This window comes from Chlorobium sp., assembly GCF_049593655.1.
In the GTDB taxonomy this organism is placed as follows: Bacteria; Bacteroidota; Chlorobiia; order Chlorobiales; family Chlorobiaceae; genus Chlorobium.
The window spans coordinates 60,044-74,242 of record NZ_JBAWHG010000036.1; the positions used below are offsets into that span (position 1 = coordinate 60,044).

Genomic DNA, 14,199 nt, shown 5'->3' on the forward strand with positions numbered 1-14,199 from the left:
GAAAATCGCAGGGATTAGCAATTGTTAACCTATTTTATAAAGAGGAAATAGATCGGGATCACGCTGAAACCGACAGCGATCAGGACGGAATATGCCGTGCTGAAGAGTTTGATGGTGTCCATGTACTTGCTGTGGTTCCAGCCCATGGTCTGAAAAGCCGACTGGATGGCGTGGTTGAGATGAAAGCCGAGAAACGCGAAGCCGACGATGTAAACCAGGGAGTACCAGAAACTCGAGAACAGGTGAACGGTGATGGCGTAGAAATCGTGAGAGGAAATCCCGGCAGGAGGAGCGACAAGCCCGATCTTGACAAGGTAGTAATCGGCGAAGTGCAGCGCGAGAAAGACAAAGACGATGATGCCGCTGTGCAGCATGTACTTCGACAGAAAAGATGTTTCCGTCTTGTTTGGTATCGCATACGTGACCGGCCGGGAAACCCGGTTCTGCACGGAGACCAGCACTCCGTAGGCGATATGGAGAAGAAATCCCCCGAAAAGTACAATCTCGGAAACCCTGATGAGAGGATTCGTACCCATGAAGGCAGCCGCTTCGGAAAAAGCCCGGCCCCCGTCATTTTTGAGCAGCATCAGATTGATGCCGAGATGAACACAAAGAAAAGTTACCAGAAAAAGCCCTGCAAGCGCCATCATCACCTTTCTGGTGATTGACGAAAACAACAATAACTTGTTCATACTATGATTTTTCAGTGCACTGGAAAAGAACGCAAAAATACATCCATTGCCGCGTAAGGTAATACCATCTTTTTAGAAATGCAAACTAAAATCCATTCATCAATCCAGTAAGGCTACCGCCCTTACAGGAGAGGCTTCAGCCCCTTCGATCTTCAGAGGCAGACAGAAAAACTGAAAACCCGTCCCCAGCAGCCTCCGGTCCGGATAAACCAGATTCTCGACGATCAGCGTCCCGTTTGCAAGAAACAGGTTGTGCAGGGGATACTCCTCCGAATCGGAAGGATCGACCGAAACCATGTCAACCCCGATCCCTTTCAGCTGAAACCCGGCCAGCCAGGCAGCCGCTTCGGAGCTCAGTACGGGATAGCCGGAGAGGTATCGTTGTGTGCCCCAGTGCCGCCCCCATCCGGAATGCAGCAGCACGAAATCGGCACCCTCGATCAGGGGGCGGCTGGGCTGAATAAGGGCAAGAGGAATGATGCCTCCGGAAGCGCATGCCACATCGAGCGCCACGCCGCGGCCAATGAACCGCTCCGCACCGAAAGCATCAAGAGAGGGCGCACCGTCGGACATATGCAGGGGAAGATCGACATGGGTTCCGGTGTGGGAGGAAAAGGTGAGCAGCTGTTCGTTGAAGCCGTCGGCATCGATGGTTGCGAGCGAAACCGAGCCGGGCGGAGGAGTCCCCGGATAGCATGACATACCGGGGCCGATCGACCTCGTCAGGTCGACAACGCGCATGCCTTTTTCATGCATACGCGATATCTCCCGAAGCACCACAACCTGCAGCGCAATGCCGCTGCGGCGAAACACTCCCGACAGTCACAGCTCCCTCATATGATTTCATGATCAAGACCGGGCCGGATAAAAGAAACAACAACCGCAAATATAACGAACGTCCGGCGCAAAAACAGCCATGGATATCCCGTCACGGTCTTCCGCCAAAACGAGCCAGACGCATGATTTTTTCGGCAATGCCGGTATTGTCATAGCTGCCGCCGAACGCTTCAGCACCGGCGCCAGCCGCAAAAACCGGAACCGGAACCGCCGTATGGGCGTTGCTTGTCCAGCCGATGCCTGCCCTTGCATTCAGCATGCCGGTAACGGCCGAAGCAAAACGCTCCGCTCCGGGTCCGGAGTCCTCAGGCGTTGCGGGATAGGCCCCCCTGAGCATTTTCCGCTCCTGCACAGAAATCGCCAGTGCGGAATCGGGAGCCGCGTCGCCCAGACCGTAATACACCTTCACGCTGTCGAGCGCCATGGCAAAGGAGACGCTGCGGGTTTTCGTCCATGAAGCAACCATCTCGGAAAATCGCTGCCGCGAAACCTTCTGACGGCGCAGGAGCTGCAACCGGGATTCGTAACCCTGGGAAGCGTTGCCGAGCGAAAGACCGCCGCACTCATGATCGGCGGTCACCACAATGAGGGTCTCTGACGGGTGAACCCGGTAAAAAGCTACCGCCTCGGCAATGGCCTCATCGAAAGCCGCAACATCATGCGCAGCGGCGGCGGCGTCGTTGGCATGGCATGCCCAGTCGATCTTTCCTCCCTCGACCATCATGAAAAATCCGGCAGGGTTGTCGAGCAGCCTGATGCCCTGGCGGGTAAACTCGGCCAGAGAAAGATCCTCTTTCCGTCGATCCATGGCATAGCTCATCGCCGCCTTGCCGTCAAAACCGGTATATGCCCAGCAGGGTGTCCCCGGCAGCACGGAGAGCAGCTCATCCCGGCCTGTCGTCACCCGATAGCCGGCGGCTTTCATGACCGAAGGAATGTCCGGTTTGGCCGCCCCGCCCCTGAGCCGGTTATGCAAAAAATCGCCCTCGGCATAGCCTCCCCCGAAATAATCGAAACCGCTTGTTGCCATCTGCACGGCGATATCGTGGTAATTGCCTCTTCCGGCATTATGGGCGTAAAAACAGGCCGGGGTAGCATTGTCGATACCGACGCTGGACAGGATGCCCACCCGCATGCCTTTCTGTTTCGCCATCTCTGCGACGGTACGCAGGGTATCCCTGTGGTTGCTCCTCATCGAAATGGTGCCGATGGAGGTCTTGAATCCGGTCGAAAGAGCCGTTCCCGCAGCGCCGGAATCGGTGATGTAGCGATTTTCGGCATGGGTCGCGGTAATGCCGGTTACCGGCAAGCCTCCCATGGCAAGGCCTTTGTCCGGATCGAGTACCCCGTCGGAGAGCTTTACCTGCGCCAGGCCCATACCGTCTCCGATAAAGAGGAAAATGTATTTCGGGCGGGCGGAATAAGCACCCTTGTCGGGTACATGCACCAGCCCGGCGCTGCCTGTACATCCTGATCCCGAACCAATCAGAACCAGCATGAGCAGAACCAGAAGTTTCTGGAAAATCGCGGATGGTGATGTTCCGGGACGCGGCGCAATCATGGTTGTGTCCTGATTGGTTGAAAAGATGCAGAAAGGCGGCATTGACGCCGCCTTTCAACATAAGAAATCCCGCTGTTACGAATCGGTTACATCGACACGCCAAGTGTCAATAAAGCCACGAAAAACCCAGGACAAGTGCATTGGTGTTGATCCCGTCATTGGAACGGTCCGCAAGATCCGCATGGGAAAGATGTCTGAACCGGTACCCGCCGAACACCGCCATTGCCGGCGCAACCCGGTACTGCAGTCCGGCCCCGAACTGGTCGAGAAAATTGAATCCGGCCGCGCCCTGCTCCACGGTATCGATGCTGTAGTACATCGGCGCGACGCTGGCCTCAAGATAGAGCGCCAGAGGGCTTGCGATTTCGTGAAGGTAGCGCACACCCAGAGCGCATCCTGCCTCGACACCATCCTCAGGCCCGGAAACGGCATTGAGAAAGGGCTCGATCGTCAGCTGCAGGGTATTCCGGGAGCTCTTTATGCCCACCAGGCTGTTGGCGCTGAAACCAAGTCTCACGAATGCCGGGTAGACGGATATGTCCCCGGATTCACCTTTCAGAGAGCCCCATGCATAACCGGTTCCAATACCGATTTCATTGAGGCAGAGGCCGTTTTTCCCTTCATGCTGCACTATTTCAGCTGAAGCGGACGCCGGAACGGCCGCTGCGGATGAAAGAAAAAAAACCAGGAGAAGAGGGAAAAAAGAAGCGATACGGCAGTTCATGGTACAACGTTTTTTCGGGTTTAGGGTAGCTGACGGTTAACTGATACGTCCGGCATGCGGCGAATCGTGCTTCAGCCTGCCGGAAACAAAGGCAAGAATGGCTCTGAGGGCCTCTTCGCGCTCGCAGTCACAGAATATCTGATGCTCAGAGCGCTCCAGCCAGATGACCGATCGCTCTGCGTGGCTGGTGCCTATACGATTGAACAGCATTGCAACGCTTTCCGACCGTACCGTTGTCTCTCGCCGGTTCTGCAGGAGTATCACCGGAACGGTAACGCTCCCGAGCAGCGGCAGTGTCGCGCCGATCAGTTCGAACAGGGAGAGTATGGCATCGGTCGGCACCCATGCATACTGGGCGACACTGCCAAGATAGTCGGGTCCGGTGAAAACCGGTTTGATATCCCACCGTTTTATCACCCTGGCCAGCGGAGCCGCAGCAAAGTGGAAAGGCCTTCCGGGGGCGAGCAGGGAGGCAAGCCTGAGGGCGGGAGCAGCAAGAACAAGCGAATCAACCGTTCCGGCGAACTGAGCGGCAAGCCGGAGAGCAATCAGGCCGCCCATGCTGTGACCCACGATGATGATTTTATCGGCCTTTTCGGCAAGCGCCTGAAATGCCCGACAGGCATCAGCAATCCAGTCATGAAAGGTCACCCCCCTGAGCGCTTCGGGGGAAGAAGCTCCGTGACCGGAAAGAAGCGGCAGGCTTACCGGCAGACCGAGAGCCCGCAATGGTTTTTCAAGTATGGCGACACTCTCGGGCGTTGCGCTGAATCCGTGGATGATCAGGACGCCGACAGGAGCTTTCGCATGCTGTTGTTCAGCCATAACAGTGGAAAAAAGCCGGAAGAAAGGGTCTGTGCAAGCAAAGTGCTTTTTTAATTGAACGAAGAATATACGCCCGGAGCGGGAATTTTCCTGTGAAATAGCTATTATTTAAGAATAACCCATGCAAGAGGAGACGAATCAATGATGCGCAAAATCCTTTTTACGGCACTCATGGCGGCTGCCGTAGGGCTCAGCTCCTGCTCGACAAGCCGGGGTACTTTTTCATCGGGAAGCGGACGGCTGCTTTCACCGGAAGAGGCTTACCGTCTGGGAAAACTCAAGAACAAGCCCTATGTGATCGACGGCAAACGCTATGTCCCGATGGATTACAGGGAAACCAGCGGCTACCAGGAAATCGGCATCGCATCCTGGTACGGCCAGGAAACCCTCGATCAGCACAACAACCAGCCGACGGCCTACGGCGAAATCTTCCGCCCCGACAAACCCAGCGCCGCCCATAAATACCTCCCGCTTCCGGCAATTGTGCGCGTCACCAATCTCGAAAACAACTCGTCGATCATCGTGCGCGTGAACGACCGGGGTCCGTTCGTCGACGACAGGGTGATAGACCTCTCCGCTGAAGCCGCCAAACGGCTCGGATTCTTCGGCAAAGGCACGGCAAAGGTCAAGCTCGAAGTGCTCTCGAAATGAACTCCCGGAGGGGCATACGCTCCTCATTGCATTAAAAACAGCAGCCGGCACCGGAGACCCGGCCAGAGACGCTTCGTCCGCCACTCCAAGCCACCTTGTTATCAGTGTGACAACGAACTCTTCGCTGTACCGGCGGATTGCCGTGCTGTTTTTTCAAACCGGTTGTACGCTATGGTAATGCCGATGGCGAACACCATGGCACCTGCGCCAAGCAGGACGTTGAGATACAGCGGAGCGGTCAGGGCAAGCCTGATGACCACGGTTGCGACGGCAAAGCCGGAGTTGCGGAACAGGATGGGATAACTTGAGCTGTAGCGCAGGGAGATCAGCACCAGCAGTACATCGCTGAACACAAGCACGGTGTAGAAAATCGAGAAGAAATCGTAAACCGTTTGGCCCTGCAGGAAATAATAACCCTGGAGCACACCTATGCAGCTGACGACCAGAAGCAGAAACAGCGACACGATCTTCTTCGAGGCGATGAACTCTGCGGTGGCTACGGCGGTCTGCGTAATGACGCGGTGGCGCTGCAGCCGGTAATAGATCCCGAGCAGAAAGAATATCAGGAGTCCCCCGCCGGCGTTGGAGAGAATGTGCAGCACCGGCTTTGACGCCTGCTCCCAGACAAGCGGCTCGTTGAAGTAAATAAACTCCTTGAAAGAGTGGCGCAGCAGGATGAGCGAGAGGATTTCGAACTGCTTGCCCACCGAAACGGAAACCGAGTTCGCCAGGCTGAACACCAGTCCGAAAACCTCGATCCCGAGCAGCATGGAAAATGCAACGTTGATGGCATAGAAATGGCTTTTGGGCAGCAGCACGGCAACGGTTTCGGGCAACCACCCCTGACGGGCCAGCTCGATCAGCGCAAGCGAACCGAGAAAGGCCGCAATCAGGAGATTGGCGGCAGCGCGTTCAGTTCGCTTGTGCTCCCAGATATGCTCCAGAGAATCGTACACCGCAACAACCCGTCTGAAAAAGCCGATCATATCGTTCCCCTGTGGTTAAGCCTCTCTCTCCGCACCGCGTGAGCTTACACGCCGTATCGTTTTTCCGCAAAATACACTATCGCACGAAAAGATAACGCCCGGAAAACAACATTTAACCGGATTGCAGCACCCGTTGTTGCCGCTTGCCTGTTAATGCACGGGATTCACCGTTTCCTTTGCCGCTCCGAACCGCGTTCCGAGCGCAAATGCGTTTTAATGGAATGCCCGCCATGGCTCCGCGATAAAGCTGCATGGCCGGCATTCCTGCAGGCGGACTATACGGTGAAACTGTAGTCGCTCCACCATATCCTTTTGATGGCGGGCTTTTCGCTGTTGTAGCGAACGGTATGCACCGACCGGGTGCTGCTGTATATCGACAGGTAGTAGGTATCCCCCGACTCATCGGTAAATGCCAGATACATGCTGCCGCTTCCGAAGCCGTGAGGACCCTGTGCATCGACATTGACAACGAAGTCATAGATACCGGGAGAACCCGTCAGGGTTATGCCGTACACCATAGCCCCATTGTTGGCGCGCATGCAGGTACTCAGATCCGTGTTTCCCTGAATACTGGCAGCTTCGTTGCATTGCAGGCCCTTGACTGACCCAACACTGTTCGGCCGCCCTTGCTGCGAGCTCTCCCCGCAATCGCCCTGAAAGTCGGTGATAGGATAGTTGCTCATTGTCTGCTCCTGTTGTTTGATTGGAAAAAACAAACCTGAGATTGATCCGGCCTCGCCGCAAACATGGCGACGGAGCTGTTTTACGCCATCCCCTCTCCTGTTCAAACCGGGTATAATGCGGTAACAAAAGACAAGCGAGGATTCCGGATTGAACTCCGGAATTTTGAGGAAAGGAAACCTTGAAAAAAGGTCTGCGCGACAATGCTGAAGCATTGCATCGGGATGGGGGGCATGTTTTTCCGAGTTTGGGGGTTGTACCCAGCAAAACACTTGTCTTTCACATGTTAGCAAACAGGAAACGAATTCACAAGCCTTTTCTACGCCAGCCGGTCACGCAAAAAAAACGCCGGAAAAACAGGAGGACCGGTTCGGCGGAAGCGCACGGTTTGTCTCGAAGCAGGTTGAGAGTTCGCCTGTTTTCATCAACTCCCGAGTATAGCATTGACCATCTCAGGCGCGCGCCATGAATGCATCATGAAACATGGCGCTCCCGTTAGGGGTGTCTCCATCGAAAGCAAGCGAGAAAAACACCTCCGAAGGCACTCCCTCTATCGCAAGCCCCCCGTAATTGCTGAACCCGAACTGCCGGTAGTACTCCGGATGCCCCACAAGGCAGCAGCCCCGGGCGCCCAGCGCTTTCATGCGCTGAAGCCCCTCCTGTATGAGGGCCTTGCCGATTCCCTGCCGCTGCAGCTCCGGAAACACCGATACCGGCCCGAGGCCGTACCAGCCGGTGGTGCCGTCCGACATGGTTACAGGCGAAAATACGATATGGCCCACCACACGACCGTCGAGCTCCGCCACAAGGGAGAGCGTGAGCGCTCCGGCGGCGCGCAGCGCCTCGATCACGAACTGTTCCGTGTGGTTGCTGACTTCCAGCGTTTTGAATGCCTCGATGGTGAGATCGGTTATCGCTGCTGCATCGCCGGATTGCTCGTCCCTGATTGCTATTCCTGAATTCATGGTTATCCCTGTGTTCTGTTATGCACTGCAATAGAGATAATATAGGCCGGTCTGTCGGGATTTCAGGCGGATAATCCGCCCCCTTTACCGGACGTTGAGATCCCTGCCCCTGTAAAAATCGATATCCCCGTGGAACAGGTATTTGCAGAACCAGGCAAACTGGCCGGTATGGTAACTGAAATGTTCGGAGACCTGCAGGAGAATGTCGAAGCCCGTCCGCTCGCTGCCCTGAACGGCATATATCCGCTCCAGATCTTCCTCTCCAAGCCCGCCGATAACCGCAATACACTGGTCGACGCGCTCCAGCAGCATGGCCTTGAGCGCGTCCCGGTCTTTTGATGGCTTGTCTGAAAACTCACCGGCCCGGTCACGCAGGCTGGGGCTCCCTCCGAGCGTCCGGAGCACGTACTGGCCGAGATTGCCCGCAAGATGCAGCACGAGGTTTCCGGGGCTTGCGAGGTTCGGGGCAAAATCAACCCACAGGCGATCTTCGTCAACCGTATCGATGCAGACCGCAAGGCGTTCAGCGCTTGTTGAGAGGTGCCTGATAACCGATGTACAGAATGGATGTGTCATACGCAGCGGGAAATGATCTGTTGTTGAAAATCCGGATACGAAATTCATCCATGGGAACCAGTGCAAAACAGAACCATCGCAATCATGGAATTCGGACAACAGGCCTCATTGCCGCTTCAACATATAGCTGACGGCGCTCGGCGTCACCCCGAGCCGCCGTGCAATTTCGGCAAGAGGCAGGCCGATTTCGAACGCGCCCTTTTTGGCAAGCTGTTTCCGCAGAGAGGGCAGCTGGCCGCTCCTGCTCCCCGAGCGCAGGAACGTTACGGTTACTCCTTCCGCCTGGCATGCCTGTTCGGCAGCTTTGTCAAACAACTGCAGCCGTTCGTGTTCCGACAACGGAACCTCTTTCCCGTCAGCCGCCTCTTTCAATATCCCTTTGACGAACTCCTCACCGCCGAGAATCCGCTCGTCGCCGAGGGCTTTCCGGCCCCGTTTCCGCATGGACTGCACCCTCGACCAGCCGCCCTGGGAGCGCACGAGGCCGCCTCCCGACAGCTCCTGTTCACGGTCGATATGCATCTCATCCTCGAGAAATGCGAGATACGCCGTTCCTGCAACTCCCGCACTGCCGCCGAAAAAGCGCAGCACATAGTCGCGATCCATCCAGTCGTACTTCACCCTGTCCAGGAGCACCGCGTGGCCGCTCCACGGATAAAGCGCCAGTTGATCGAGCGATTCGACCAGTCCGGCACGCAAAGGTTTGAGGTGGATGTACGCCACGAGTTTATCGAAGTACGCCTCCTCCTCGCAGACGATGGACTGGTACCGGTTCCGGAAGAGGTGCCCGACCCGCTGGTGACGCCGGTTGAAGTACGGCGCGTACCCTGAAAGCAGACGGCGCATGAAGGAGGACAGTCCGTCCGGGCCGCTTTTCAGGAGGATATGCGCGTGGTTCGGCATAAGCGCAAAGGCGCAGATGCTCGTGCCCGAGCCTTTGGCAAGCAACCCCATCCGGTCCAGAAAGGCTTTCCGGTCCGTATCGTCCCGGAAGATGCTCCCGTCTTCGATCCCCCTGATGATCACATGATGCAGGGTTCCCGGCGCATCAAGTCTCGCTCCTCGCGGCATGGGGGTTGGGTTTTTTTATTGGCGTAACCGCAAGCATGACAAAGCATGTGCGGGTGGCCTGGCAGGGGAAGCCCGGCCTGTTCTCCATAATTGCGGATTGCCAACCAAGCCATTTTGAGGCTTAACGCTCCCCGTCGATTGCTAAGAAAAAAATCATCGGTGGTATCCGCCTTCATCTTCGTTCGGATCGTTAGACATGCTTTGATCGCCTTGATTTCATCAAGCCGGAGGGGGTGCGTGGTGGATAATCCTTTTTTCAGCCATGTAACGTGCAAGATACGACTTTCAATATCGACTTGGGACAATTGCAGGGCGCAAGCCTCCGACACGCGCAAGCCATGACGAAACATCAGCAACAAAAAACAGCGGTCACGTACGCGCTGCGTTGCGTCCTCCCTTGGTGGCGTCAATGAGCCTCTCAACCTCGGCTGAAACAAGATGTTTTCGTTCGCTCATCTTTTTGTCTAGTTTTAGCCTTTTCTGACCTCCATGAAAACATGGGTTTGATGGCTTGTTATGAATCCATAACTAAAAATAATAATGCATTTCGTCTAGTTCATCACACCACGAGACAAAAAAATATTTGAGGGGAATAATGTAATATTGCAAGGAATTTAAAAAGTATTTGCAACCTGCTAGGCATCTCATACGGTCTATGTGCGAAGCGCTTCATTTTGCTAAAAATAAATCTTACTAAGATGGACTATTACATTAACAACACTAACCTCAGCAACGGGAAAGCGGATCATGAAGAGATGCTGCTCAATGGAAAGGCTTCTGCAAATGATGATCCATGGAAATTCAAGATCGAGCGTATATTGCAAGATGATATTGTTTTCTTATACCAAAATGAAGTTGGTATCGTAGCACTAGGGGAAGCTGATGGAACGCTCATAAAAGAACTTTACGAAGGTGACCCTGAGGGGAAATACTCTATGAACCTTCAACGATTCCACCATGTAAAACCACCATTGTCAGCGGGAGAAATCAAAAGCATCACTGGCATTGAATATCCCTTCCGTCACACGTTGTTTAAGCTTGATGGGGCAAGCGGCAAAGCCATTAAAGACTTAATCTACATATCTGGACGGGCATAGGGCTAACCCTATAATTAAGTTAGACCCAGACAAAAAACCATTCTAGAAAAGAGGAGATTATGCGTCAAGATTACCAAAAGTGGCTTTCCGAACAACAATACGCTGATAACACGCAGGTCGTTCAGATTAATAGAGTAAAAAAAGTTGAAGAATGCTATGGTAATTTTGATGACCATTTTAGAAATGGCACTTATGAAAACGTAATAAATGATCTTACATATTCAACAAATGATGAGAACGCAAAAAAACCGAATCCCTCAAAAATAAAGTTTGTGGGCAACACTCGAAACAACCTTCAATCATACAAAAGTGCTGTAGTACGTTATAAAAAATTTCTTAACGATGCCGGATACTCTCTGGCAGCTTCAAAAATTGAGCCCTCTGAAGAAAATTTTGACACCCCTTCGACAGAAGAATCAATCCAACAAAGATTCACTCTTGAGCGTGATATGCAGGCAGCATTGCGACTAAATATTTGTAGTCTTGATCCGCATTTAAAAATTATTGATGACGGTGCCGAACGTGCCGTTAATTCCGGTTTCATTGATATTACTTGCGATGATGGAAACTCTCTGGTTGTAGTTGAACTTAAAGCAGGCAAGGCCGACAGTCGCGCCATAGGTCAGATATTGGGCTATATGGGTGATTTGCAAGAAGAAGAAGGCGGAAAAACAGTATGCGGAATACTGGTTGCTCAAGAATTTGACAAGCGCACTAAAGCTGCTGCTCGTGTTGTTCCTGCCCTGTCATTAAAAAAATATTCGATAGAATTTAAGTTTACCCAAGAAGACTAAGTATCAATTTTTACTAACGTTACTGAGAAATGGGCTGAAAACCATGCAAATAATCAGTCGCCCGTTGCGCATGGAAAGAAGCCATAAAAACCGTTTTCTTGTCGTTCTTCAATGCCTTCAACCATGACGCAATATAGGCGGCATGATCTTCTCTTGGTTCCAATATAACTTCCAGATCGGCGCAAAGAAACGCCGAGTCGATAATGGCAGCGAGTTTATCTCGAAAGAAATGGATCGTTGGGCTTATGAGAATAAGGTGGTCCTGGACTTCTCCCGACCGGGCAAACCGACTGATAACCCGTATATTGAATCATTCAACGGGAAGTTCCGTGATGAATGCCTGTCAGTGAACTGGTTTCTGGATCTTGACGATGCGAGGCAGAAAATCGAAGCTTGGCGGAGAGAGTACAACGAGGTTCGACCGCACTATTCCTTGAGTCACCTGACGCCCATGGAATTCATTGAACAGCAATAAAATAGGCCGGGAAACTCTAATTATGCCGGTCCAGTTAAGGGGGTTGACGCACCATCTCCTGCTTTTCGGTCTAAAGCTGACCAGAAGCCTGGGGCAATATCGAAGGCGTAATACTGGCGAGCGGCGGTCATCAGGACGTTCGAATCGAGAAGAAAAGGTTGAGCGGAGTTCATACGCTTCTCCCGAATATCTTTTGTGCGTATTCCTGGAAGGTATTCTTCTTCAGGCCTGTCAACCGCCATGCATCAGTATACAGCGTCGTTCCAGCCTGGACCGATCGGGTCAGCAAATCGCCGAACCTGTTGCCTATACGGATATTCTGACTGGCATAAAAATCACCACCGCCATCATCACCGGTTTTTTTGGCAAGTCGCTGTTCTTGATCCTGCCACGCTCTGTAAAATTTCATGAATTCTGCACGAGCAATAAACCCCATATCGAGCAATCGCCGTGCCGCCACGATTTCACTGACCTTGAAGCGTTTAGCAAGCAACTGAAAAGAATTATCTCTCCCACGAACCTGCGGCCAGAATTCTGCAAGAACGGTAGAAGGGACAAGAAATTCTGCCGCTATAAGGTTGCATGCCCGTTCGTTATCATTGTCTGCCGGCTGCAAATCCCGCAAATCGAAAGCGGCGCTGACGCCAATCCAGATGTGGGCAAGCTCATGCGCAAGTGTGAACATTCGGGCAGCTTTTCCATCCGCACCATTGAGGAACACAAGCGGAGCATAATCGTCAACAAGCACAAAACCGCGAAATTCCTGCGGATCGAGTTTCCGATGCGTGTTGTTCTCGACGATCCCGTTGGACATGACCAGGATACCGGCATTTTCGACTTTTCCAATCAACGCTCTCAAAGCCTCACCCCAGTTTGGCTGATTGGCTGCCCAGCTCTCGTCAATACCAAGAACAGTCCTGATATTGCGGGCAATTTCGGCAGGCTCAGTGTCAATCCGGCGGGAACCCACAAATGGCAGACGGTCATGCCCTTCAGCGATGAGATACTCTCTCATCCAGACCTGCCTGCGTTGCATTGCCTGAATGGTATCGATCAGTTCGGGACTTAACCCGGATCCGGATTCAGCCGACACTGTCCGGAAATTGGCGACAGGCAATTGCTCGGCAGGAGGTTTCTGCAAAAGGAGATAGCCAAACGGTACGGCAGCCGCTTTCGCAAAATCCTGCAATTGCCGGAAAGTCGGCAATGCATCTCCATCCCGCCAGCCGGATAGCTTCGGAAATTTCCGTTCCAGACTTTCTCTTCGCCGGGAACGGTCTAACGCCCATTCAAGGACATGTGCATTAACAGCAACCTTCATTGCTCATTCATAGTGTGGTCGTCTTTATAATAACCGATTTAATGAACCAATGATATGCAGTGGGAAAAAAATCTCAGTATGGCTGAACTTGCTGTAAAAATACAAAAATCCATACACAAAAATCTGTTTCATAGTTTACCGGCAGCCAACATTCGGGTAAAGATCGATGCCGTGACCACAGCATCGAAAAGTCACAGTGATTATCCTCCCTAACAAAAAAAGCCGGAGATGCAGGGCATTCCGGCTTGAGAGAACTATGGGTGCCTGGAGCAGTTACTTCTTCATCACCGCCGCATCATCCATGAACTTTTTCAGCCCCGCGTCGGTGAGCGGGTGGTTGGCGAGCTGTTTGATGACGCCGTAGGGGATGGTGGCGATATCGGCTCCCATCATGGCTGCGGTGACCACATGCTGCGGATGGCGGACGCTGGCCACGATCACCTCTGTCGGGTAGCCGTAGTTGTCGTAGATGGTAACGATCTGCTCGACAAGCTCCATGCCGTCGGTACTGATGTCGTCGAGCCGGCCCACGAAGGGGCTCACGTAGTCCGCGCCGGCCTTGGCCGCCAGCAGCGCCTGGTTCGGCGAGAATACCAGCGTAGCGTTGGTGCGGATGCCGTTCGCGGAGAAGTGCTTGATGGCCTTCAGGCCGTCGATGGTGAGCGGGCACTTGACCACCACGTTCTCGTGGATCGCCGAAAGATCCTCTCCCTGGGCGATCATCTCCTCGGCCTTGAGGCAGGTGACCTCGGCGCTGACCGGACCGTCAACGATGTCGCAGATGCGCCGGATGTGCGCCTTGAAGTCGCTGTAGGTGAAGTTCGACGGATCGCCGACGATCTTCGCGATGAGCGACGGATTGGTGGTGACGCCGTCCAGCACGCCGAGTTCGGCGGCTGAGCGGATTTCGTCGAGGTTGGCGGTATCGATGAAAAATTTCATG

18 protein-coding genes and 1 pseudogene are annotated in these 14,199 nt (G+C 53.6%); 4 read left to right on the forward strand and 15 right to left on the reverse strand.

Going from position 1 to position 14,199, the window contains the following annotated elements:
* Positions 1 to 29 precede the first annotated feature (29 nt).
* The 5 genes from WBP50_RS05855 to WBP50_RS05875 all read right to left on the reverse strand — a co-directional run bounded on the left by WBP50_RS05855 (position 30) and on the right by WBP50_RS05875 (position 4,639).
* On the reverse strand, positions 30 to 692 hold the full coding sequence (locus WBP50_RS05855) for a succinate dehydrogenase cytochrome b subunit (protein ID WP_423932383.1): 663 nt from the start codon (positions 690 to 692) through the stop codon (positions 30 to 32).
* Between the two features lie 99 nt (positions 693 to 791).
* On the reverse strand, positions 792 to 1,505 hold the full coding sequence (locus WBP50_RS05860; protein ID WP_423932385.1) for a cyclase family protein: 714 nt from the start codon (positions 1,503 to 1,505) through the stop codon (positions 792 to 794).
* Positions 1,506 to 1,620: 115 nt separating this feature from the next.
* Positions 1,621 to 3,132, reverse strand: coding sequence for an alkaline phosphatase (locus tag WBP50_RS05865; RefSeq protein ID WP_423932387.1), 1,512 nt, complete (start codon positions 3,130 to 3,132; stop codon positions 1,621 to 1,623).
* A 64-nt stretch (positions 3,133 to 3,196) separates the two neighbouring features.
* Entirely contained in the window at positions 3,197 to 3,814 is a 618-nt protein-coding gene (locus WBP50_RS05870; protein ID WP_423932388.1) for an acyloxyacyl hydrolase, read from the reverse strand.
* A 36-nt stretch (positions 3,815 to 3,850) separates the two neighbouring features.
* Positions 3,851 to 4,639 (reverse strand): alpha/beta hydrolase, encoded by a 789-nt coding sequence (locus WBP50_RS05875; protein WP_423932389.1) that lies wholly within the window; start codon positions 4,637 to 4,639, stop codon positions 3,851 to 3,853.
* A gap of 141 nt (positions 4,640 to 4,780) precedes the next feature.
* Between WBP50_RS05875 and WBP50_RS05880 the strand changes: the two genes are divergently transcribed.
* The gene (locus WBP50_RS05880) at positions 4,781 to 5,290 is read left to right on the forward strand and encodes a septal ring lytic transglycosylase RlpA family protein (RefSeq protein ID WP_423932391.1); all 510 of its coding nucleotides are present in this window, start codon (positions 4,781 to 4,783) and stop codon (positions 5,288 to 5,290) included.
* A gap of 101 nt (positions 5,291 to 5,391) precedes the next feature.
* On the opposite strand, the gene WBP50_RS05885 is transcribed toward WBP50_RS05880, so the two are convergent.
* The 6 genes from WBP50_RS05885 to WBP50_RS05910 form a co-directional block, all read right to left on the reverse strand.
* Positions 5,392 to 6,276, reverse strand: coding sequence for a hypothetical protein (locus WBP50_RS05885; protein ID WP_423932392.1), 885 nt, complete (start codon positions 6,274 to 6,276; stop codon positions 5,392 to 5,394).
* A gap of 275 nt (positions 6,277 to 6,551) precedes the next feature.
* Entirely contained in the window at positions 6,552 to 6,959 is a 408-nt protein-coding gene (locus WBP50_RS05890) for a hypothetical protein (RefSeq protein WP_423932393.1), read from the reverse strand.
* Positions 6,960 to 7,409: 450 nt separating this feature from the next.
* On the reverse strand, positions 7,410 to 7,922 hold the full coding sequence (locus WBP50_RS05895; RefSeq protein WP_423932395.1) for a GNAT family N-acetyltransferase: 513 nt from the start codon (positions 7,920 to 7,922) through the stop codon (positions 7,410 to 7,412).
* An 84-nt stretch (positions 7,923 to 8,006) separates the two neighbouring features.
* A complete protein-coding gene (locus WBP50_RS05900) occupies positions 8,007 to 8,498 on the reverse strand; it encodes a DinB family protein (RefSeq protein ID WP_423932397.1) in 492 nt (163 codons plus the stop codon).
* A 105-nt stretch (positions 8,499 to 8,603) separates the two neighbouring features.
* On the reverse strand, positions 8,604 to 9,569 hold the full coding sequence (locus WBP50_RS05905) for a transposase (RefSeq protein WP_423932399.1): 966 nt from the start codon (positions 9,567 to 9,569) through the stop codon (positions 8,604 to 8,606).
* Positions 9,521 to 9,979, reverse strand: coding sequence for a tyrosine-type recombinase/integrase (locus WBP50_RS05910; protein ID WP_423932401.1), 459 nt, complete (start codon positions 9,977 to 9,979; stop codon positions 9,521 to 9,523). The genes WBP50_RS05905 and WBP50_RS05910 overlap by 49 nt, the downstream gene beginning before the upstream one ends.
* Positions 9,980 to 10,267: 288 nt before the next feature.
* Between WBP50_RS05910 and WBP50_RS05915 the strand changes: the two genes are divergently transcribed.
* Positions 10,268 to 10,666, forward strand: a complete 399-nt coding sequence (locus tag WBP50_RS05915) for a hypothetical protein (protein WP_423932402.1) — start codon at positions 10,268 to 10,270, stop codon at positions 10,664 to 10,666.
* Positions 10,667 to 10,725: 59 nt separating this feature from the next.
* A complete protein-coding gene (locus WBP50_RS05920) occupies positions 10,726 to 11,460 on the forward strand; it encodes an endonuclease NucS domain-containing protein (protein WP_423932403.1) in 735 nt (244 codons plus the stop codon).
* Positions 11,461 to 11,479: 19 nt separating this feature from the next.
* On the opposite strand, the gene WBP50_RS05925 is transcribed toward WBP50_RS05920, so the two are convergent.
* Positions 11,480 to 11,764, reverse strand: a complete 285-nt coding sequence (locus WBP50_RS05925; RefSeq protein WP_423932494.1) for a zincin-like metallopeptidase domain-containing protein — start codon at positions 11,762 to 11,764, stop codon at positions 11,480 to 11,482.
* Here WBP50_RS05925 and WBP50_RS05930 point away from each other — a divergent pair.
* Positions 11,654 to 11,935, forward strand: a pseudogene (locus WBP50_RS05930) (integrase core domain-containing protein); the annotation flags it as partial. The gene WBP50_RS05925 and the pseudogene WBP50_RS05930 sit on opposite strands and share 111 nt — an antisense overlap.
* Positions 11,936 to 11,955: 20 nt before the next feature.
* On the opposite strand, the gene WBP50_RS05935 reads toward WBP50_RS05930, so the two are convergent.
* The 3 genes from WBP50_RS05935 to fsa all read right to left on the reverse strand — a co-directional run bounded on the left by WBP50_RS05935 (position 11,956) and on the right by fsa (position 14,198).
* Positions 11,956 to 12,177, reverse strand: coding sequence for a DUF4411 family protein (locus tag WBP50_RS05935; protein WP_423932404.1), 222 nt, complete (start codon positions 12,175 to 12,177; stop codon positions 11,956 to 11,958).
* Positions 12,105 to 13,256, reverse strand: coding sequence for an ImmA/IrrE family metallo-endopeptidase (locus tag WBP50_RS05940; protein ID WP_423932406.1), 1,152 nt, complete (start codon positions 13,254 to 13,256; stop codon positions 12,105 to 12,107). The genes WBP50_RS05935 and WBP50_RS05940 overlap by 73 nt, the downstream gene beginning before the upstream one ends.
* Before the next feature lie 273 nt (positions 13,257 to 13,529).
* Positions 13,530 to 14,198 carry a fructose-6-phosphate aldolase gene (gene fsa, locus WBP50_RS05945; RefSeq protein ID WP_423932408.1) on the reverse strand — a complete coding sequence of 223 codons (669 nt, stop codon included), beginning with the start codon at positions 14,196 to 14,198 and terminating at the stop codon, positions 13,530 to 13,532.
* Position 14,199: the final 1 nt, after the last annotated feature.

Coding starts and splice junctions, on each gene's coding strand:
- WBP50_RS05890 (WP_423932393.1), bottom strand. CDS start 6,959: ATGAGCAACTATCCTATCACCGACTTTCAGGGCGATTGCGGGGAGAGC.
- WBP50_RS05870 (WP_423932388.1), bottom strand. CDS start 3,814: ATGAACTGCCGTATCGCTTCTTTTTTCCCTCTTCTCCTGGTTTTTTTT.
- fsa (WP_423932408.1), bottom strand. CDS start 14,198: ATGAAATTTTTCATCGATACCGCCAACCTCGACGAAATCCGCTCAGCC.
- WBP50_RS05905 (WP_423932399.1), bottom strand. CDS start 9,569: ATGCCGCGAGGAGCGAGACTTGATGCGCCGGGAACCCTGCATCATGTG.
- WBP50_RS05875 (WP_423932389.1), bottom strand. CDS start 4,639: ATGGCTGAACAACAGCATGCGAAAGCTCCTGTCGGCGTCCTGATCATC.
- WBP50_RS05895 (WP_423932395.1), bottom strand. CDS start 7,922: ATGAATTCAGGAATAGCAATCAGGGACGAGCAATCCGGCGATGCAGCA.
- WBP50_RS05900 (WP_423932397.1), bottom strand. CDS start 8,498: ATGACACATCCATTCTGTACATCGGTTATCAGGCACCTCTCAACAAGC.
- WBP50_RS05940 (WP_423932406.1), bottom strand. CDS start 13,256: ATGAAGGTTGCTGTTAATGCACATGTCCTTGAATGGGCGTTAGACCGT.
- WBP50_RS05855 (WP_423932383.1), bottom strand. CDS start 692: ATGAACAAGTTATTGTTGTTTTCGTCAATCACCAGAAAGGTGATGATG.
- WBP50_RS05880 (WP_423932391.1), top strand. CDS start 4,781: ATGATGCGCAAAATCCTTTTTACGGCACTCATGGCGGCTGCCGTAGGG.
- WBP50_RS05865 (WP_423932387.1), bottom strand. CDS start 3,132: ATGCCGCCTTTCTGCATCTTTTCAACCAATCAGGACACAACCATGATT.
- WBP50_RS05885 (WP_423932392.1), bottom strand. CDS start 6,276: ATGATCGGCTTTTTCAGACGGGTTGTTGCGGTGTACGATTCTCTGGAG.
- WBP50_RS05920 (WP_423932403.1), top strand. CDS start 10,726: ATGCGTCAAGATTACCAAAAGTGGCTTTCCGAACAACAATACGCTGAT.
- WBP50_RS05935 (WP_423932404.1), bottom strand. CDS start 12,177: ATGGCGGTTGACAGGCCTGAAGAAGAATACCTTCCAGGAATACGCACA.
- WBP50_RS05915 (WP_423932402.1), top strand. CDS start 10,268: ATGGACTATTACATTAACAACACTAACCTCAGCAACGGGAAAGCGGAT.